General features: G+C 67.3%; 10 protein-coding genes. 4 read left to right on the top strand and 6 right to left on the bottom strand.

Annotated features, from left to right (window positions below; all coding sequences use genetic code 11):
* Window positions 1-156 precede the first annotated feature (156 nt).
* The 3 genes from pks13 to LKD76_RS00215 all read left to right on the top strand — a co-directional run bounded on the left by pks13 (window position 157) and on the right by LKD76_RS00215 (window position 7,352).
* Complete coding sequence (pks13, locus tag LKD76_RS00225) at window positions 157-5,463, top strand: polyketide synthase Pks13 (protein ID WP_305082758.1); 5,307 nt, start codon at window positions 157-159, stop codon at window positions 5,461-5,463.
* Entirely contained in the window at window positions 5,460-7,004 is a 1,545-nt protein-coding gene (locus LKD76_RS00220) for an acyl-CoA carboxylase subunit beta (RefSeq protein WP_227978885.1), read from the top strand. Before pks13 ends, LKD76_RS00220 begins: the two co-directional genes overlap by 4 nt.
* A 147-nt stretch (window positions 7,005-7,151) precedes the next feature.
* Entirely contained in the window at window positions 7,152-7,352 is a 201-nt protein-coding gene (locus tag LKD76_RS00215; protein WP_227978884.1) for a DUF5988 family protein, read from the top strand.
* Window positions 7,353-7,430: 78 nt separating this feature from the next.
* Here the strand turns inward: LKD76_RS00215 and LKD76_RS00210 are convergent, their stop codons facing one another.
* The 6 genes from LKD76_RS00210 to dprE1 all read right to left on the bottom strand — a co-directional run bounded on the left by LKD76_RS00210 (window position 7,431) and on the right by dprE1 (window position 20,804).
* Window positions 7,431-10,802, bottom strand: coding sequence for an arabinosyltransferase domain-containing protein (locus LKD76_RS00210; RefSeq protein WP_372465672.1), 3,372 nt, complete (start codon window positions 10,800-10,802; stop codon window positions 7,431-7,433).
* A 112-nt stretch (window positions 10,803-10,914) separates the two neighbouring features.
* Complete coding sequence (locus LKD76_RS00205) at window positions 10,915-14,166, bottom strand: arabinosyltransferase domain-containing protein (RefSeq protein ID WP_227978883.1); 3,252 nt, start codon at window positions 14,164-14,166, stop codon at window positions 10,915-10,917.
* Between the two features lie 87 nt (window positions 14,167-14,253).
* On the bottom strand, window positions 14,254-16,188 hold the full coding sequence (locus LKD76_RS00200) for a DUF6541 family protein (protein ID WP_227978882.1): 1,935 nt from the start codon (window positions 16,186-16,188) through the stop codon (window positions 14,254-14,256).
* 135 nt (window positions 16,189-16,323) lie between these two features.
* Window positions 16,324-18,306, bottom strand: a complete 1,983-nt coding sequence (locus LKD76_RS00195) for a galactan 5-O-arabinofuranosyltransferase (RefSeq protein WP_227978881.1) — start codon at window positions 18,304-18,306, stop codon at window positions 16,324-16,326.
* A gap of 243 nt (window positions 18,307-18,549) precedes the next feature.
* Window positions 18,550-19,311 carry a decaprenylphospho-beta-D-erythro-pentofuranosid-2-ulose 2-reductase gene (gene dprE2, locus LKD76_RS00190; RefSeq protein WP_227978880.1) on the bottom strand — a complete coding sequence of 254 codons (762 nt, stop codon included), beginning with the start codon at window positions 19,309-19,311 and terminating at the stop codon, window positions 18,550-18,552.
* Complete coding sequence (gene dprE1, locus LKD76_RS00185; protein ID WP_227978879.1) at window positions 19,311-20,804, bottom strand: decaprenylphosphoryl-beta-D-ribose oxidase; 1,494 nt, start codon at window positions 20,802-20,804, stop codon at window positions 19,311-19,313. Before dprE1 ends, dprE2 begins: the two co-directional genes overlap by 1 nt.
* Before the next feature lie 127 nt (window positions 20,805-20,931).
* On the opposite strand from dprE1, the gene LKD76_RS00180 reads away from it, so the two are divergent.
* Window positions 20,932-21,411, top strand: coding sequence for a GtrA family protein (locus LKD76_RS00180; RefSeq protein WP_308188496.1), 480 nt, complete (start codon window positions 20,932-20,934; stop codon window positions 21,409-21,411).
* Window positions 21,412-21,423 lie beyond the last annotated feature (12 nt).

Below are 21,423 nucleotides of genomic sequence, written 5' to 3'. Positions count from 1 at the left end.
GAGCAGGTCGGCGGTATGCCGACAACGGTGGCGAGGTTGCCGGGGCGTTCGTAGATTCCATGGGTTGTCCACAACCCGGCACTTGTCCACATGACGGCGAATCGGCTGTCGATCCCCGCCCGCGCAACATTCGCACACAGGTAGCTTGAGGAATTGATGGCTGACAACGAGGGCACCCAGACGACAGACACCGGCGGCGTCACCGGCGCCGCGACCACCGGCGCCGCGAACGCCGAGGTCGACCAGCAGGCCGCGGCCGAGCGGCCGGGTACCGACATGTCGGTGGCCGAGCTGCGAGAGTGGTTGCAGCAGTGGGTGGCCGAGGCCACCGGGCAACCGGTGGAGCAGATCACCGTGGACCGGCCGATGGAGGAATTCGGCCTCGCGTCTCGCGATGCGATCGCCCTGGGGGGTGATATCGAAGAGCGCACCGGCGTCATGCTGAACGCGACCATCGTGTATCAGCATCCGACCATCGCCTCCCTCGCCGAGCGGATCATCAACGGTGAGCCGGATCTGCCCGAGGACACGGCCGACGACGCCTTCTACACCGCCGGATACCAGCCCGGAGCGGCCCACGACATCGCGATCGTCGGTCTGTCCACACGGTTGCCGGGTGCGGGGGATACCCCGGAGTCGACCTGGGAGTTCCTGATCAACCGGGGTGACGGAATCCGGGAGCGGCCCGAAGGACGGTGGTCCGAATTCCTGGCCGATCCCGATATCGCGGCCGCGGTCGAGAAGGGGAACACCCTCGGCGGCTACCTCGATCAGGATGTGATCAAGGGCTTCGACGCGGAATTCTTCGCGATGTCGCCGGTCGAGGTCGAGCGGGTCGATCCGCAGCAGCGCCTGATGATGGAGCTGACGTGGGAAGCGTTGGAGCACGCGCGAATTCCCGCCAATACGCTCAAGGGCGAATCCGTGGGTGTCTTCATCGGCACCTCGACCAACGACTTCCAGCTGGTCGCCTCCCTGGGACTGGGGAAGTCGGATCCGGACGCGCCGGCGTCGGCCGATGCGTATGCGCTGACCGGTGGTTCCACCGCGATCGTCGCCAACCGGGTGTCCTACTTCTACGATTTCCGCGGCCCTTCGGTCGCCGTCGACACCGCATGCTCCTCCACACTGGTGGCGGTGCACGACGCGGTGCGTGCCCTGCGTAACGGTGACGCCGACGTGGCGCTGGCCGGCGGTGTGAACATGCTGCTGGCGCCCGCGATCACCCTCGGATTCGATTCGATCGGCGCGGTCGCGAAAGACGGTCATATCAAGGCCTTCTCGTCGGATGCCGACGGTATGGTCCGGAGCGAGGGCGCCGGCCTGGTGGTGCTCAAGCGCCTGTCCGACGCCGAGCGCGACGGCGACCGGATCCTCGCGGTGGTGAAGGGCAGCGCGGTCAACTCCGATGGCCGTTCCAACGGAATCGTCGCGCCGAATCCCGATGCCCAGGTCGATGTTCTGCGCCGGGCATATCGTGACGCGGGCATCGTGCCCTCCACCGTCGACTACATCGAAGCCCATGGCACCGGCACCCCGATCGGTGACCCGATCGAAGCCGATGCGCTCGGCCGGGTGGTCGGTCGTGGCCGCGAAGACGACAAGCCCGTCCTGCTGGGGTCTGCGAAGACCAACTTCGGCCACCTCGAGTCGGGAGCCGGCGCGGCCGCGCTCGCCAAGGTGGTGATGGCGTTGCAGCACAACGTCATTCCGCCGAATATCGGCTATGCCGGTCCGAGTCCCTTCATTCCCTTCGATCAGGCGCACCTGAAGATCGTCGACGAGCCGATCGAATTCCCGCGCTACAGCGGTACCGCGACCATCGGTGTCTCCGGTTTCGGTTTCGGTGGCACCAATGCCCACGTCGTCATCCAGGAGTACGTGCCCGCCGCGGTCGAGCCGAAAGCGACCGGCGCACCGGAGATGTCGTCCGCCTCCGATGATCTCGCGGCAGAACTCGACGACGTGTCCACCGATGTGCTCGCGGGCGCCGAGGCCATCGTCGAGGGCATCGATCCGCTGGCCGACACGGCGCCCGTCGCCGAGGCGCCCGAGTGGACCCAGGAGCGCACCGAACCGCTGCCGGTGATTCTGCCGGTGTCGGCCTATCTGCCCTCGCGTCGTCGCCGGGCCGCGGCCGATCTGGCCGATTGGCTCGAATCCGAAGCGGGACAGACGACTCCGCTCGAGGATGTGGCGCGGTCGCTGGCCAAGCGCAACCACGGCCGTTCGCGCGGTGTCGTGCTGGCGAAGACGCACGAGGAGGCTGTGGCCGGTCTGCGTGCCATCGCCGCCGGTAAGCCCGGGCCGGGTGTGTTCACCGCGGATTCCCCGGCCGCCGAGGGGCCGATGTGGGTGCTCGCCGGCTTCGGCTCGCACCACCGCAAGATGGGTAAGCAGCTCTACCTGGAGAATTCGATCTTCGCCCGGACCGTGGACGAGGTCGACGAGTTGGTCGTCGACGAGGCCGGTTACTCGGTCAAGGAGATGATCCTCGACGACGCGCAGGACTGGGACGTCGGCACCTCGCAGGTCGGCGTGTTCACCATTCAGCTCGGCCTGGCGGCCCTGCTGCGAGCCCATGGCGCCACTCCGCACGGTGTGGTCGGGCATTCGCAGGGTGAGGCGGCGGGCGCCTACATCTCCGGCGGTCTGCCGCTCGAGGACGCGGTGCGGGTGATCTGCGCACGGTCCCGCCTGATGGGCGAGGGCGAGCAGATGATCACCGACGCCGACGTCCGCAATATGGCCCTGGTCGAATACAGCGCCGAAGATATCGAGAAGGTGCTGCCCGACTATCCCGATCTCGAGGTCGCGGTCTACGCCGCGCCGACCAATACCGTGATCGGCGGCCCGCCGGATCAGGTGCACGCGATCGTGGCGCGCGCCGAGGCGGAGGGCAAATTCGCCCGCGTACTGCAGACCCGGGGTGCCGGGCACACGTCTCAGATGGATCCGCTGCTCGGTGAGCTCGCCGCCGAACTCGCCGGTATCGAGCCGACGAAGGTGACCACGGATCTGTACTCGACCGTGCACAAGGCCACCGTGTACAAAGCGGGTTCGGACCCGGTGCACGATGTGGACTACTGGGTGACCAATATGCGGCACTCGGTGTACTTCACCAACGCGATTCGCCGCGCGGTCGACGCCGGGATCACCACCTACCTGGAGCTGGCGCCGAATTCCGTGGCGCTGATGCAGGTCATGGGCACCACCTTCGCCGCGGGTGTGCACAACGCCGCGCTCATTCCGACGCTCAAGCGTAAGGAAGACGAGGCCGCGGGTGTCATCTCCGCGCTGGCTCAGCTCTACGTGCACGGGCATCCGGTGGATCTGCCCTCGCTGCTGCCCGCCGGTGAGTACGCCGATGTGCCGCGAACGGTCTTCCTGCGCAAGCAGTACTGGCCCAAGGTCAGCATCGCTGCCGGTTCCGGCAGCGGCCGGGCGCCCGGTGCGCATGTCGCGCTCCCGGACGGCCGCCATGCCTGGGAGGTGCAGGCCGGAGCCGTCACCGATCTGGCCGCGCTGGTGAATGCCGCTGCGGCACAGGTGTTGTCGGATGTCGCGGTGGGCGCCACCATCGCCCATGCCGCGGTTCCGGCCGCGGGCACGCTGACCACCACGCTGACTCCGCATCCCGGCGGCGCCTCGGTGCAGGTGCACGTCCGTGAGGACGGCGCCTTCCGGCTGCTGTTCGACGCGGTGGTGACCGCGAGCGCACCGGCGAACGGCGGTGCCGTCCCCACCGCGCAGCCCGCACCCGCTCCGGCGGAAACCGGTGGTGACGTAGCCGATCTGGTGGTCACCGAATCCTTCGGCGAGCGATGGGATCCCCACGGCACTCAGACCGTCGAGCAGCGGCTTGCCACCATCGCCGCGGAATCCATGGGTTACGCCGTGGAGGACCTGCCGATGGAGATCCCGCTCATGGAGCTGGGCTTGGATTCGCTGATGGCGATGCGGATCAAGAACCGCGTGGAGTACGAGTTCGACATTCCGTCGCTGCAGGTTTCGGCGGTGCGCGACGCCAGCCTAAACGAGGTCGGCAAGGTACTGCACTACGCCATCGAACATCGCGACGAGGTTGCCGCGATGGCGGAAAAGCAAGCCGCCGAAGGTGGTTCGCTCACCGTGGACGACACCTTCGTCGCCGCGGCGCGGGCAGCGATGGAGGCCGGCGAGAATCCGGCCGCCGCGGTGCAACAGCAGGTGGCCGCGCGGGAAGCGTCCGCCCCGGGAGAGACCGAAGCGGCCGCTCCGGCGGAAACCGCCGCGGCAGCGGAGAAGTCGTCCGCCGACGCGGCCACCCCGGCTCCGGCGGCCCCGATCACGGGGGCGCAGGTCACCGGCGCCAAGGAGTCCGAAGCCGATGTGCCGCCCCGCGATGCGGCCGAACGCCTGACCTTCGCCGCCTGGGCGATGGTGACCGGCAAGTCGGCCGGCGGCATCTTCAACACCCTGCCGATCCTCGACGAGGACACCGCGCAGAAGCTCGCGGAGCGACTGTCGGAGCGCGTGGGCGCGGACATCGAGGTCGACGACGTACTCGATTGCGAGACCATCGAGCAGTTGTCGGATATCGTTCGCCACCACCAGGATTCGGCCACCGAGGTCGACGGCTTCATCCGGCCGTTGCGGCCGGTGGTCGAGGGCTCGAACGCCGTTCCGGTCTTCGTCTTCCATCCCTCGGGCGGTAACACGCTGGTCTACGAGCCGCTGCTGAAGCGGTTGCCGGAAGACACTCCGATGTACGGTTTCGAGCGGATCGAGGGATCCATTCCCGAACGCGCGACCGAATACGCCGCCGAGATCCGCAAGATCTTCCCGAGCGGACCGTACGTGCTCTACGGCTGGTCGCTGGGTGCGGTATTCGCATTGCAGGTCGGCCAGATCATGCGGGCCGAAGGCGATGACGTCCGGCTGGTCGGATTGATCGACCTGGCCCTGCCGGTCGAGGACGAGGACTCGTCACCGGAGGGCCGCCGCGCGCGGATCGAGCGGTTCCAGGCGTTCGCGCAGAAGACCTACGGTATCGAAGGGCAGCTCGACGACGAGATGCTGCAGGAACTCGCGGATGCGAGCGACGAGCAACAGCTCGAGATCATCATGAGCCTGCTCAAGTTCGCCGATGTGAAGATTCCGGGCGGTGTGATCGAACACCAGCGCACGTCCTGGCTGGACAGCCGTGATCTGCAGAAGGCGCGGCCGTCGCACTACGACGGCGAGGTGACGCTCTATCTCGCCGACCGCTATCACGACGGCATCATCGAAATCGAGCCGCGTTACGCCGATCGTCAACCGAACGGCGGATGGGATGGTTACATTCCCAGCCTGGAAGTCATCCACATCCCGGGTGACCACCTCCAGATCATCGACGAACCGCGCGTCGCGCAGATCGGTGCCGACCTCACCCGGAAACTGGCGGCGATCTCCGACAATGCACCCGGAAAGGGAGAGCAGTGAGTACGACCGCTGAAAGGCTTGCCGACCTGCGGAAAAAGCTGGAACTCGCGCAGGAGCCGGCAGGTGAAGCGGGAGTGGCCAAGCGGGCCAAGAAGGGTATTCCGTCGCCGCGTGAGCGGATCAACATGCTGCTGGACCCGGGCACCTTCGTGGAAATCGGTGCGCTGGTACGCAATCCGAGCGACAAGAACGCTCTCTACAGCGATGGTGTGGTCACCGGCCACGGCTTGGTGGAGGGCCGCCCGGTAGCGGTGTTCTCCCACGATCAGACCGTGTACGGCGGTTCCGTCGGTGAGATGTTCGGCCGCAAGGTCGCCTACATCATGCGGTTCGCGGCCAAGATGGGCTGCCCGCTGGTCGGTATCAACGACTCCGGCGGTGCGCGCGTGCAGGAGGCGGTGACCTCGCTGCGCTGGTACGGCGAGATGGCGATCGCCATGGAGGCGTTGTCCGGTGCGGTGCCGATGGTGTCGCTGATCCTCGGCAACTGCGCGGCCGGTGCGGTGTACCAGCCGATCTGCACCGATGTCGTGATCGCCACCGAATCCGCGCACATGTTCGTCACCGGTCCGCAGGTCATCCGGGACGCCACCGGTGAGGACGTCAGCCTCGAAGAGCTGGGCGGCGCCTACAACCAGGCCGACTACGGAAATATCCATCACGTCGCCAAGGACGAGAAGGCCGCTTTCGAGTGGGCGCGGGAGTATCTGAGCTTCCTGCCCTCCAGCTGTCAGGAGGAACCGCCGATCGTCAACCCGGGCCTCGAGCCCGAGGTCACCGACTCGGACCGGGAGCTCGACTCGATCGTGCCGGATTCCGACAACGCCACCTACGATATGCACGAGGTGCTGCTGCGGATCTTCGACGACGGCGGGTTCCACGAGGTCGGATCCGATATGGCGCGCAACGTCATCACCGGTTTCGCACGTGTCGACGGCCGGCCGGTCGGCGTGGTCGCGAACCAGCCCATGTACCTCGCGGGTGCGCTCGATGCGAAGGCCTCCGACAAGGCCTCGCATTTCGTGCGGATGTGCGATGCCTTCGAACTGCCGCTCGTGCTGGTGGTCGATACCCCCGGCTTCATGCCGGGTGTGGAGCAAGAGAAGGTCGGCGTCATCAAGCGCGGTGGCCGCTTCCTGTTCTCCTTCGTGGAGGCCTCGGTGCCGAAGGTCACCGTCGTGGTCCGGAAGGCCTACGGCGGCGGCTGGGCGGTGATGGGCTCCAAGGCTCTGGGCGCGGACGTGTACTTCGCCTGGCCGACCGCGCGTATCGCGGTCATGGGTGCGGAGAGCGCGGTCGGCCTGGTGGGCCGTCGGCAGCTGGAAGCGGCCCCCGAGGATCAGCGCGAAGCCATCCGCAAGCAGATGATCGACTTCTACAACGCGACCGTCGCCACCCCGTGGCCGGCGGCCGAACGCGGCTATATCGATGCGGTCATCGAGCCCTCGGCGACCCGTCTGGAGCTTCGGCGCGCGTTGACGATGCTGCGCGACAAGCGCCTGCAGCGTAATCCGCGCAAACACCATCTGCTGCCCCTGTAGCGGGTCTCGGCACCCCCTTCCGGCGCCCCCTCATCCGCATTCGGACGAGGGGGCGTTGTCGTGAGTTACGCCCGGCTGAACGCACGGTAGCGCGTGTCTTTCCTGGAATCAGCCGGTCACCCGCTCCCCATGTGAGAGCCTTCAGCTATGGGTACCTCACCGAAGGCTGTACTCGAGGGCGGACCAGCCGACCTACCGCATCGCATCGTCCCCATCACGCCCCCCGGCATCGAACTACGGGTCCAGACAACCGGGGGTTACGAGCGATTCAAATCCACCCCCCGCCGCCAGGAGACCCCGGAAGGCAACCTGCCCGTTTACGAATGGATCGAACACGTCGACGTGTAGTCGGCACCGGCAGCTACGGAGACGACGACGGGCGGCGCACATGATGTGCGCCGCCCGTCGTCATCGGTGCGGATCTACTCAGAACACCCGCAACTGTCCCGGGGACCAGAAGCCGGACCGGTTCGCCGTACCGGTGTCGATCCGGGCCGGTTGCGCGTCCTTGTAGTACCGGTCGTAACGCTCCAGGGTGCCCCAGTCACGTGCCCAGTTGTCCTTCAGATAGGTCGGGATCGTGGTGGACCCGGCCAGCATCTGCGTGAAGCCGAGCGGACCACCGAACTCCTCGGCCTGCCAGGTGTCGGTCGAGCTGATCGCCAGCGGACGGTCGGGCAGGATGCGGAAGTTCGGCATGGTCGCCACGCCGTACCGGTGCGGGAACGGCTTCTGGCAGGGGAACTGCAGGCCGACCGCCCAGTCCTCGAGCACGGGCTGTTCGGAGCCCAGGAAGTTGTTGAGCGTTACCATCTTCGGCACCCGCGGCGGGGTGAAGGCCAGCCACTGATCGCCGATGAGCACATTGCGGTTGGCCGAGATCCGCACCGTATCCGCGTCCGGAGCGATCTCCGACAGCGGAATGCGCAGGTTCCGCCAGGACGGCGCCGGACCGATATCGCGCGGGACGTAGCTGCCCTCGAGCTTCACCGAACCATCCGGCTGCCGCTTCCCGTAATCCAGCTTCAGATCCTGGCCGTACTGCATCGCACCGGTCTGATCGAAGGACATGATGCGCCCGGCGGCGGAGATGACCACCAGCGGCGAATCCGCCGTGCGGGCGGGTAGTTCGTACCAGCTCGAGGTCAGATGCGCGGGCTGCTGAATACCCTGCTGATAGCTGCCCATCACCGGCGTCGTCTGCGGATCCAGGCCGAACGGCAGTGCGACCGAGGAACCGTTGATTCCGGCCCCCTCGGTCCGGCCACCGCCGGTACCGGCGTTCTGCCCCTCGGCGAAGTTGGCGCCCACCGACTGATTGGAGGTGTTCCCGGTACCCGGCTTCACCTCCACCGCATCGGCTTTCAGATCGGTCGGCACGCCGTTGGGATCGAATCCCGTCGGCTCGGCACCGGCCAGCGGGTCGTTGTTCTTCGGTGGATGTGCGGGATCGATGATCGGATTCAACCGGCCCGCGTTCGAATCGGATTCGACCAGTACGTCGTCGGCGATACCGCAGCGGCTGCCGCCGATCGCGTCGACATTGCCGCGGGCCAGCGAATAGGCCGGGTACTGCGTGACCGCGCCCTTGGCCAGCGACAGCACCTCGAACAGCACCATCGCGGCGGCGACGATCGTCAGCGGAATCGCGGCGAACCGCCGGATGCGTTTGCCGCGCGCAGACTTCGAACTCTCCGGCGGTTTGGCGTAGCCCTCGCGCAGCGCCTGCCAGGCCACCACGGCCAGCGCGAGCCCGAACAACACCAGCATCAAGGTGTTGGACTGGAATCCGTGCAGCGACACCGACTTGTCGAACCACGGGACGCCATAGCTCGAGACGTACCAGTAGCCGTTGGTGCCGGAGAACGACAGCGCCAGTGCGAACAGCAACGCGGCCAGGAAGATCGAGCGGTTCTTACGCGACCGCAGCGCGGTCGCCGAAACCGCCACCGCGGTCACCGCGGCCAGCGCGCCCGCGATTCCGGCGTAGGCGCCGAAGTGGTGGGTCCACTTGGTCGGGTTGAACATCATGAAGAAGATGGTTCCGCAGACCACCCCGATCAACCGCCAGGTCGGACCGCTGGAGATGCCGGGAATCCGCTTGCGCCGCAACAACACCAGCGTGGTGGTGATCAGGCACAGGATCATCGCGATGAACGCGAAGCGGCGCGATACCGAACCGTCGACGGTCTGCACGAACAGGTAGTAGTAGCGCAGGTAGTCCTCGTACCAGGCCAGGTTCGGGCCGGTCAGGCGCCGGACCCGGTTGGCCTCCTGGATTCCGGCGAAGGTCTGATCGCTGTACACCACGGTCAGAACGAGGAATCCGGCCGCGGCGATCGGGGCCAGCAGGGGCAGTGACGAGACGAATCCCGATGCTCGCCAGCCACTTCCGGCGCGACGCTGCAGATCACGCTTGCGGCGCACCACGACCCACACCAGCGGTCGGATACCGGCGAGCAGGGCGGCCACACACATCAGACCCGTCGGCGCCGCCGCGAGGGTGAAGGCGGCGACCAGAACCGCGGTGGCGGCCGGCAGCAGACGCCGGGTCGCGATGGCCCGCTCGATCGAGACCCAGGTCAGCAGCGCACCGAGCGCGACGATCGGTTCGGACCGCAGGCCGTTGTCGTACGGCATCCAGAAGGCGAGGAACACCAGTCCACCGGTCCACAGCGCGACCTTCGAGGTTCGTACGCTACGGCCCAGCCGAGGCACCACCTCGCGGCTGATCACCATCCAGCACAACATGCCGCACAGCAGCGCGGGGATGCGGACCCACGGACTGGCCGTGGAGATCTGCGCGAAGACTTGGATGACGTCGTAATACCAGCCGAAGGGCGCTTCCGGCACGCCGTACCAGCGGAAGTAGTTCGCCAGGTAACCGGCGTGCGGTGCCACTCGCACCATGGTGAGGATGTAGCCGTCGTCGGAGGTGTTGGCGCCGATGAAATGCCACAGCACCAGCGTGCCCAATACCGCGCCGTCGGCCCAGGTGGGCTCGAGCCAGTGCGCGGGGAAGAAGCGGCGGTGACCGCGGCCGTCACTGGTGTCCAGGCGGCCGAGCGCGGCCAGAGCGATGAGGGTGCACAGCACCGCGGCGATCATCGCCACCAGTTTGATCACCGTGGGCGAGGAGGAGAACCGGGAATCGACTGTCATGTGGAACGACAGTCCGGCCGGCGCGGCGCCCTTCAGATCGGAGAACACGCCGACCACCTGGGGCCGCAGATCACCCTGCAGCGCCCCCTCGACCGGAACGGTCGCCGTTTCGGTGCCGCCGGTGGCGCTGGGTCGTTCGATCTGCTGGGTCAGGCCCTCGAAGTGGGCGTAGGTGCGATTCATATCGGAGGTGATGGTGATGGCGGTGCACCCGGCGAGCTCGGATCGCTTGGCCGTGGCCACGATCGCATTGCGATCCACCACATCCACGGAATCGCTGGTCACGCGCACGAACATGCCTTCGAGCGCGGCCCGGTCTCCCTGCGGTGGTGCGGTGTTGAGGACCATGCCGCCCTCCGGCAGCTGGGCGATCGCCGAACACGGGATCGAGGCCCGCAGATCGACCGGTACCTGCGACATCAGCGGCGCCTCGACGTTGCCGATGGTCCCGTTCTGCGGCCAGTTCACCTCGGCGGTGGTCTGCTGAACCGGCAGGAACGGGGTGGCGAGAGCGAAGATCGCACCGAGCAGACCGGCGATCACGGCGATCAGGCGGGCGGTGCGGAAATCGCGCGACGTCACCGGTTCTTCGGTGACCGTCGGTTTTGTCAGTACGGCTGTTGCGGCGTCGGGCACGGATGGTGATGTTATCTGCCCACACTGAGAGTGACCGTGTTCACGGGAACGGTTCGGGCGTATCGATGTGCCGAACCTGTTCCCGTGACCGTACCGGGTACCGGACTACCTGCTATTTCGTCTTGATCGGGGCGTCCTTGGCCCAGCCCCACCGGTTCTGCACCGTGACCCCGACGGTCGCCTGCTGGGCCTCGGGGACATACGGGGTGAACCGCTCCAGCGAACCCCAGTCGCGACTCCAGTCGTCGTTCAGATAGGCGGGGACGGTCTGGGCCGACAGCAATAGTCCGGTCCAGCCGAGGGGACCGCCGCCGATATCGTCCTGCCAGGCGTTGGAGGCATCCGAACCCACCCGATCGGGCAGAATGCGCCACTTCGGCACCTCTGCCACCCCGTCCTTGTGGTCGAACGGACGCTGGCAGGGGAAGGCCAGGCCGACGTGCCAATCCTCGAGCACCGGATCGGTATGCCCGACCACCGAGTCCAGGGTCGCCAGCTTCGGCAGCCGCGGCGGTGTCACCGCGAGCCACTGCTTGGGGGTCAGATCGTTGGCGACGGCCACGATCCGCACGGCGTCGGTGCCGTCGGGGATGCGATCCAGCGGTACCCGCATATTCCGCCACGACGGCGCGCCGCCGATATCGAGCGGGACGAACGAACCCAGCGGGCGCACGGTGCCGTCGGCGGCCCGGTCACCGAATTCGACCTTCAGATCCTGACCGTAGGTGAGCACGCCGTCGGCGTTCACCGACTTGATCCGCCCCGCGGCGGTGACCACCAGCAGCCGATGGTCCGGATCGCGGCGGGCGTCGGCCACATCCATCCGGTACCAGCCCGAGGTCAGGTGCGCCTGCTGTTTGGTGCCGGTGGTGTAGCTGCCCAGTACCGGCGTGCGGGCCGGATCGAGGCCGAACGGCAGCGCTACCGAACTGCCGTTGATACCGGTCTGCTCGGTGGTGCCACCGCCGGTACCCGCGGTGGTGGTGTGCGTGGTCTTGTTGGCGGAGTCGGTGTTGACCGAGTTCGCGCCGCCGGTCGTGGTCTCCTCGGCATCGGCGGTGAGGTCCTGGGCCACACCGTCCGGGCTGAAGCCGACGTTCTCGGCGCCGAGAGCGTCGGCCGCGGATCCGGTGTAGGGCTGCAGCACCGAATCGGCGGTATCGGTCTCGGTGAGTACGGCGTCGGCCATCGAGCAGGTATCTCCCCCGAGGGCGCGGAAATTCGACTTCGCGATGGAGTAGGACGGGTATTGCCCGATCGCGCCCTTGGCGAGCGAGGCGACCTCGAACAGCACCATGACCGCCGCGGCGACGGTCAGCGGTTGGATCGCCCAGGTGTCGAAACGCCTGCGGCCCGCCGAGTTCCGATACGGCTCGCGGTAATACTGGTAGCCGGCCAGCAGCACACACAGCACCGCAAGACCGAGGAACAGCGTCGACAGGCCCTTCCCCGCGATCAGCGGAGCCTTGTCGAACCACGGGACACCGTAGCTGGAGACGTACCACCAGCCGTTGGAGCCGGTGAAGGTGATCGCCAGCAGGAAGAACACCGCGGCGGCGAACAGTGACCGGTTGTAGCGCGCGCGAATACCGTTGACGCCCACCGCGACCGCGGTCAAGGCGGCCACGGAACCGGCCAGCCCGGCGTAGACGCCGAAGTGGTGGGTCCACTTGGTGGGGGTGAACATCATCAGCACCAGGGACATGAAGACGATGCCGAGGATGCGCGCGGAGGGGCCCTTCGCGGTTCCCGGAATGCGCCCGTTCTTGCGCAGCATGACCAGGACGCAGACGAACAGGCACAGCAGCATGCCCAGGATGCCGAAGCGCCGCGACAGCGATCCGTCCGGTGCGAGCATCAACAGCGAATCCCAGCGGGTGCGCTCGTCGAACCAGGCCACATTCGGGCCGATCACCTTGCGGACCCGGGTGGCCTCCATGACCGAGGCGAGCGTCTGATCGGCGAAGACCACCACCAGCACGAGCGTTCCGGCGGCCACTCCCGGCGCGAGCAGGGCGCCGTAGCGCAGGATCGTCGCCCGGGCCGAGCCGCCGCCCCGAGCACGGGAGATGATGTGCTGCAGGACCGGTCGCGATCCGGCGATCAGCGCGGCGATGCAGATCAGGCCGGTGGGCCCGGCGGCCAAGGAGAAGGCCGCGATCAGCACCGCGATCGCCGCGGGCAGCAACCGTTTGGTCGCGATCGAGCGTTCGATCGAGCACCAGGTCAGCAGGGCGCCGAGCGCGATCAGCGGTTCGGGGCGCAGACCGTTGTCGTAGGGCAGCCAGGCGACCAGGAACACCAGACCCGCCGTCCAGCGCGCCACCGTGTCCGACCGGACTCGGGAACCCAAGCGCGGCAGCACCTCCCGGCTGAGCACGAGCCAGCACAGCACGCCCGCGACCAGCGCCGGCAGCCGCATCCACCAGCTGGCATCGCTGATCCGCGTCATCCAGGTCAGCACCTCGTACGGCCAGCCGAACGGCGCCTCGGCCACTCCGAACCAGCGGTAGTAGTTGGCCATATAGCCCGAATGTTTCGACGCCCGGGCCATATTCAGGATGTAGCCGTCGTCGGAGGTGTTGGCGCCGATGAAGTGCCACACCACCAGCGTGCCCAGCACCACCGCGTCGGCGATGGTGAACCGCCACCAGTGCGACGGCAGGAAACGGCGGGCCCGGCGGCCGTCGGCGGTATCGATCAGATGCAGGCAGATCAGCGCGATGAGGGTGAACAGGACCGCGCCGATGATCGCGGCCAGCTTCAGCGGACTCGGGGAGGAGGAGAACCGGGTGTCGATATCGGCGTGCAGATGGGTGTCGCCGAGCCGGTCACGCGTGAGATCGGTGAAGACACCGACGATCTGGGGCCGGATATCCCCGCCGACCGTATTGGTGAACGGTGTGCCGTCCTGCCGCGTGACGCCGGTGAACTCCGCGGTGGTGGCCTGCGCGGTGGAGGTAACGGTGAAGCGCGCACAGCCGCCGACCTCGGCCAGCGGCGCCGACAGCACCGGGATATCGCGCTGGAGCACCGACAGGGTGCGCCCGCCCGGCTCGTCGACGACCTTGACCAGCAGCCCCTTCGCGGAGGCGTTGGGTGCGTCCGCGGGGACCGTCGACAACACCGTGCCACTCGGCAGATCGCGGAACGCGCCACACGGCAGCGAGGCATTCAGCGTCAAAGGCACGTAGGACACCAACGGGGCGGTCACCGGGACCGACTGTGGCTGCGGCCAATCCAGACTCGCCCGGTCCTCGCGCACCGGGAGCAGCGGTGTGGCCACCGCGAGGACGGCGGCGATCAACCCGGACAGCAGGGCGATCAGTCGGATGCGGGGAAACGCTGGGGAGTCTGCGCGCACCCAGCGATGCTAAGCCACCGCACCGTCCGGACCCGCTGGCGCATCTGCGGAATCGGGTGCGGATACCGACGATTCGCCCGCGGCGTCTCAGCGCAGGGTGCGCACGTCCCAGACGACCACCCCGTCGACCACCTGGCCGGGTATACCGAGCAGCTGGTCGAGGGTGGCACGTACCGCTCCGCCGTGCTCGGTCGGCGGGAGCACCACCACATCGGCGCGCCAGTAGGCGAGGTCGGTCAGCGCCTGTGCGCGTGCCTTCTCGTCGACGGCGGGAATCCGGTCGGTGCGCTGTGCCTGCATCAGCAGGGCCGCGGTCGGGCGATCGTCCGGACCGTAGCGCCCCTTCTTGTCCGCGGTCGGTCCGACGAAATACCCACCTGCCAGCGGGAAGTCGAATCCGGAATCGATCTGCCAATTCAGCGGCAGCGCGTTGCGCCGGGTCGGGGGTGGCGCGATCACGACCGAACCGCCGCTCACGTACCGGCCGACCGTGCCGTCGGTGAAGAACTGCGGGGTGGTGTCGCGGTGGGTGACCGGTTGCGTCGTGGGCACCAGCGGGACCAGCGCCAGTGCCACCGCGACGAACCAGATCGCCGGGCGCATGTCGGCGGTGGACTCGCGGGCGTAGTCCAGCATTCGCTGGGTGGCGAGTGCGAGGACGGCCGCGATGGCCGCAACGGCGGCGAGGGTGAACCGTGTCTCGAGCACGGTATTCAGCAGCGGCACCTGATCGAGCCAATGCCATGGCAGGGTGATGCCGGTATCGGATCGCTCGACGGTCAGCGAGACACCCAGCGACAGCACGCTGAACACCACGATGACGGCGGTGGCCGCGCGCACCACCCGGTGTTCGGGTTCGCGCCGGCGCCACAACCAGATCGCGGTCGCGGCGACCAGCACCAGCAGTGGCCAGCCGAAGTAGGCGTTCTCCTCGGTGGGATTGATGGACACGTCCCGGCCGGGGGCGAAGTGGCCGCCGAGCGATTGCGACGGGAACTGGGTCAAGGCCGCGAGATCGTTGCCCATCGGCCCGTGATCGATGGACCGGTAGCTCTGCGGACCGAAGAACTGCCACCACAGCGGGATCGCGGTGAGTGCCACGGTGATGAGCGCGCCCAGTACCAGGGTCGGGGTCAGCGCACGGACGATCCGCAGGCCGAGCCGCGGCCGATGCAGGTGGTAGACGAGAGCGAACAGGCCGAAGCCCAGTGCGAAGATCAGTAGCGGCTCCTCGCCGAGCGCGATCTGCAACGCCACCAGCACCGCCAGGACGATCGCCTCCCGCACTCGCCGACCGGGCGGCACCGGCTCCTCGTCGACGGCCCGGCGGGCCATCCGGATCACCAGCAGCGCCAGGACCGGCAGCAGTGCCAGCAGGACGAAATTGGGGTGGGCGCTGGCATGCGACACCATCGCGGGTGCGAATCCACAGAACGCACCGCCCAGCGCGGCGGCGAAACGCGAGGTGACCAGTTCCCGGGAGAACAGCCAGTACCAGGCGAATCCCGTCCCGGCGAGGCCGAGGGTCAGGACCAGGACGAAGGTGACGGTCGGCCCGAACAGCAGGGTGACCGGGGTCAGCGGGATCCCGACGCCGAACATGGCGGTATTGGCCATCATGTTCACGCCGTCGGGGAAGTTCTGGAGGTCGGTGCCCAGTGGATTGTGCAGGTGGGCCACGGCATGAGCGGTGACGGCGAAGAACCATTCCCACATGGACTGGTCCTGGCCGCTCTTGATCAGATAGCCGTGCGCGGTATCGCGCCACTGCCGGGACATGACGACGACCGCGAAGAGCAGATATACGGCCGCCACCGCGATATCGCCGCGGGCCGTCGCGATCCGCGGCAGCAGCGGGCCGAGGCGATCAGGTGCGAAGGCGTACCGTGCGCGGTTACCGTCTCCGGCCGTCTCCGGGGCCGCCGGGGTTCTCGCCCCCGCCTCCGGTTCCTCGACGGTGACCGTGCCGGCCCGGGCGGGCCGAGCCGAGTCGTGCGGATCCGTTTCCCCACCCTGTACCACTGATAAAGCTCCTCCAGCCGACGATCAGCCACCCACCGTACTCATCGCCGTTGTGGAGCGCACCCGCGCGGATCTGGGTTATCCACAGGATCTCCGAAATTTCACAACCTTATCCACAGGTGGTCGTGGTCTCGATCACTGCCGAACGACCAGCGTGAACGGGCCGATATCGGTGATCCGGAAATGCGGGTCGGCGAACAGCGTGCCCGGGAACTCGACGGTGTACCGCCGCACATTCGGATCGTTGGGATAGACGTCCTCGGCCAGCCGCAGGGTGTAGTTCTCCCCGCTGCGGCGGAACAGGAACGCGTCGGGCGCCCGCCAAGGGGAGTGGTTCAGCGCATCGATCAACTCGGCCGGCGTCCCCAGCTCGCTCCAGCGCTTGATCTCGGCCGCGCGCGCCGGAAAATCGGCGAGCGGATTGGCATAGTGCGAGGTCAACGCCTGGAATCCGTAGTACGGGTAGTACGACAGGAAGCTGGTGTCGGCGGTGAGGACCACCGACTGATTCCGGGGCCGTCCGGTCTGTTCGGTGAGCGCCTGGTCGATGCGGCCGTAGTACGCGACGGCCGAGGGGTTGCGCTTGTCCGCCCGCGCGCCGCTGCCGTCGGTGTCGGTGTACGCGGTGGTGATCTCCGCGTTGAGGATGCCGGGGATGCTCTGCGTGAAGGCCAGCGCGCCCAGAACGGCGATCACCGCGGTGACCGCCCGGAACCGGCGCGGCTCGTCGATGGCCTGATAGATGGCCCGGGCGCCCTCGACGAATCCGAACGCCCCGGCCGCGGCCAGCAGCACCTGCAGGATCGGTTCCAGCCGGAATGCCAGACCGGTCGTCCCGGCGGCGGTGACGAGCATCGAAGCCAGCGACCACAGGTAGATCGCGATCACCGAGATCCCCAGCGCCTGGGCGCGGCGTGAGCTGGCGGCCCGCAGCACCAGCCAGATGGTGCCGAGCAGGCACAATGCGCCGAGCAGCGGTTCGGAGAAATCGAACATCGGGAACGGCAGATGTGAACCCGCCTCGGGCAGATAGTGCAGCGCCGAGTTGGAGCTGGGGAGATGCCCGGTCAGCACCTTCGCGAGGTAGGGACCCCAGACCACGAGTGTCATCAGACCGGCGATGACAGCCATCACGATCAGTCGCAGCAGAATCGGCCACAACAGCCGGAAGACGCCGACGCGCGGCTCCCGCGGCCGGTGCACTGCCTCCGCCCGCTGCTGCCACCACAGCGCGATCCACGCGACCAGGCCCATCAAGGCGACCGTGAACGCGGCCAGCCCGAAGAACAGGGTGTAGAACATCGCACTCAGGCCGACGAACGCGCCCGCGCCGATCGTGGCGCCCCATCCGCCGGCGGTGCGGGCGGCGGGCGCCGGTTCCTCGTCCGGTTTCGATGGGGACGGACGGCGGAACTCCTCCGGCCGGTAGAGCGCACCCCACGCCAGCACCATCGCCGGGGCGAACAGGATCACCAGCACCGCGCTGTAGGCCTCCGGCGAGGCGAACGCCACCATCACCGCCGTGGTGGTGGCGGCCACCGCGACGGCCCAATCCCAGCGAATCAGCGTGGACCACAACACCAGTGCCAGAACCGATGCCACCGCCAGCGAGACGATCGCATACGGCTTGAAGGTCTCCCATCCGGACGTACCCAGCAGATTCGCGACCCGTCCGCCGATCCAGAACCAGCCGGCCGGGTAGTACGCCGGGAGATCGGCGTAGGTCATATCGCGCAGCGCCGCGGTATCGGTGAGCCGCGTCAGATATTCGGTGCGGAACTCCTGATCGACCGAGATGCCGAAGAGATACAGTTTCGTCGCGGCCAGCGGCATGCCCAGCGTGATCGTCACGAAGGCCGAAAGACCGGCCCAGGACAGCACTTTCGCCAGCCACGGCCACCGCCGCATCCGGATCAGCACGATCGCGAGCACGAGCAGTACCGCGGCACCCGCTTGGCCGACGGTCGTCAGCGCCCGCGTCACATTGGAGGAATTGAACGCCGGCCACTGCACCGCCGACATCGCCACCAGCCCGGCGGCCGCCACCAGTGCGGCGACCACCGCTCCGACGACAGCCTCCCCGAGCCCGCCCCCGACCTGCCGGACTAGTACGCGCACTGTGCCTCCGGATCCTCTCGCATCGCAATCTGACCGCGAGCCTACAAGCCGGGCGGAGTTCGGACCGTGCGACGCCGAGCACCTGTCCGGTGCATCGGACACCGTCCGGATCCGCCGCCTCGGCCGGCCGTATCCCGCGGTCCCACAACCCAGCCGCCGATACAGCAGAGTCGGCACCACGACTGGTGGCGCCGACTCTGCTCGTCGATTCGTCGGCGGCGGCTCCGGCCGCCGTCGCAGAACTCAGATGGGGAGTTTGCGGAAGATCGGGCGCGGGATGTGGCGCAGGATCATCATGACCCAGCGGAACGTCCCGGGCGCCCAGATCAGTTCCTTACCCTTCTCGGAGGCCGAGACCGCAAGGGCGGCAACGTCTTCTTTGTTCACCGTGAGTGGCGCCTCGGCGACGTGCGCGGAGAACTGGGTGCGCACCTGGCCGGGACGCACCACCGTGACGCGCGGGCCGTGCGGGCGCAGCGCCTCGCCGAGTCCGAGGTAGAAGCCGTCGAGTCCGGCCTTGGTCGAGCCGTAGACGAAGTTGGCGCGCTTGACGCGCTCACCGGCCACCGAGGACATGACGATGATCCGCCCGTAGCCCTGATCCTTCAGCTTCTCGCCGGCCAGCACACCGACGGAAACGCCCGCGGTGTAGTTGACCTCGGCGACCCGGACCGCCTTCGACTGGTTCTGCCACAGTTCCTCGGCATCACCGTCGAGCGCGAAGGCGACGACCACGACATCGACATCGCCGCCCTCCCACGCCTGTTCGATCACCTTGGGGTGGCTGCCGGTGTCCAGGGCGTCGAAATCGATGACCTCGACCTTCGACGCGCCCGCCGCCTCCAGCAGCGCCACCGACTGCGCGCGCAGTGGATCGTTGGGCAGCGCCGCGAGCACGACCCGTGCCGGACCCTTCTTCAGATACTCCTGGCAGATCGCCAGACCGATCTCGGAAGTGCCGCCCAGCAGCAGAATGTTCTGCGGGTTGCCGACCGCGTTGATCACTATTGCAGCTCCAGCCTTCTCGCCATATCGGACATGAAAACGCCTGTGGGATCGACACTTCGGCGGACCTTGATCCACTCGTCGATCCGGGGGTACATCTGGTGGAAGGTTTCCGCGGTGGTGCGGGAATCCTTACCGGTGTAGAGACGGCCGCCGAATTCCAGTACGCGCCGGTCCAATTCGGTGACGAATTCGTTCAGACCGGGTGCGATCGGGAAGTCGAGGCAGACGTTCCAGCCGGGCATCGGGAAGCTCAGTGGCGCCTGATTGCCCTGGCCGAAGTACTTGAACACATTGAGGAACGAGTATCGCCCGCTGGCCTGGATATCGATGAGGATCTGCTTGAACTCCTCGACCGCCTCCGGCGGCACCACGAACTGATACTGCAGGAATCCACGCGAACCGTAGGCGCGGTTCCACTCGCCGAGCATATCCAGCGGGTGGTAGAACGCCGTCAGATCCTGCGGCTTCTGCCGGTAGGTCGCGCCCTTGCGGTACCAGATCTCGGTCGCCAGGGTGAAGGTCTTGTTGTTGAGCAGACCGTTCGGGAAGACGTCCGGGAAGGTGAGGAACGTCTTTCCGGTGAATCCCAGCGGATTCTTGCGCAGCTTCTTCGGCAGCTGGTCCAGCTTGGCCAGCGAGCCGCGGGAGATCACCGCCCGGCCCAGTTTCGGCATCGGGCTGAGCGCGTCGAACCAGGCCGAGCTGTATTCGTAGTTGTCCTCGGAACCGTCGCTGTGGAAGGCGATGGTCTCGTCGAGACCCGAGGTCACATCCCCGTCGGCGATGAAATACGCGGTTTCGGTCGGCGTCATCTCGATCGTCGCGCGCAGGATGATGCCGGTGAGACCGCAGCCGCCGACGGTGGCCCAGAACAGCTTGGCGTTCTTCTTCGGCCCGATGGTCTGCACCGTGCCATCGGCGGTGAGCAGCTGGATCGACCGCACGTGATTGCCGAAACTGCCCGCGCTGTGGTGGTTCTTACCGTGGATATCGGAGCCGATCGCGCCACCGACGGTGACCTGGCGGGTACCGGGTAGCACCGGAACCCACAGGCCGAACGGCAATGCCGCCTTCATCAGCTGATCGAGATTCACACCCGCGTCGACATCGACCAGATGGGTGTCGCGGTCGATGCGGTGGATCTGGTTCAGCGCCGTCATGTTGACGACCAGGCCGCCGGCGTTCTGGGCGTTGTCCCCGTAGGAACGTCCCAGCCCGCGGGCGATCACGCCGCGGCGCAGATGCGGTGGCTTGGATTCGTTGTCCTCCGCGACCATGGCGACTGCCCGCACGATCTGTTCCGGATCGCCGGTCGAGAGCACTTCGGAGGTGGTCGGTGCGGTACGACCCCATCCGGTGAGACGACGGGTGTGCGTGGGCAGCGTCACGTTCTCGTCCGAGCCTTTGCTTGCCGGTGGCACCTCGCCGTCGCTCGCGGATTTCGCAGGACCCGCGGCGGTGGAGGTCTGAGCTTTCGTGGACATCGGCATAGAGGCTACATGCACTGGCTGAATAGGGGTCGGCTCTTACCGCCGTGCTCGGGTAGCGAGGCCGAACTCACACCGTCACGGCCATGGCGGCGCGAGGGCCGTGGCCGAACCCGTTACTCTCGTGCGCGTGAGTGCGGAACCCCATCTCCCTCTTCCGGCCGAGTTACCGCTGGCCGACCAGCCCGGCGGGACGGACGTCGACCTGAAGACGCAGATCGTGCGGTTCGTGCTGACCGGCGGGTTGTCGGCGATCGTCGATTTCGGTCTGTACGTGCTGTTCATGGCCCTGGGGATGCCGCGCGATATCGCCAAGGCGTGCAGTTTCGTGGTCGGCACGACCACGGCGTATCTGCTCAATCGGCGCTGGACCTTCAAGGCCCCGCCCAGCCGGTCACGCTTTCTGGCGGTGTGCGTTCTCTACGCGGTCACCTTCACGGCGCAGGTCGGGATCAACGCGCTGCTCAACGACCAACTGCCTCCGATGACGGTCGATATCGCCGGTCATTCGGTGAAGGGCACGGTGCTGATCGCCTTCGTCATCGCCCAGGGCGTCGCGACCGTGATCAATTTCGTCGTCCAGCGCGCGGTGATCTTCAAGATCCGCTGATATCCGCCGCCC

It is taken from the genome of Nocardia spumae, from assembly GCF_020733635.1.
Lineage (GTDB): Bacteria > Actinomycetota > Actinomycetes > Mycobacteriales > Mycobacteriaceae > Nocardia > Nocardia spumae.
This window is presented reverse-complemented; position numbering and strand designations above follow the sequence as displayed.

Excerpts from the sequence above, each read along its gene's own strand:
- pks13 (WP_305082758.1), top strand. The coding sequence starts at position 157 with ATGGCTGACAACGAGGGCACCCAGACGACAGACACCGGCGGCGTCACC.
- LKD76_RS00215 (WP_227978884.1), top strand. The coding sequence starts at position 7,152 with ATGGGTACCTCACCGAAGGCTGTACTCGAGGGCGGACCAGCCGACCTA.
- dprE1 (WP_227978879.1), bottom strand. The coding sequence starts at position 20,804 with ATGCCGATGTCCACGAAAGCTCAGACCTCCACCGCCGCGGGTCCTGCG.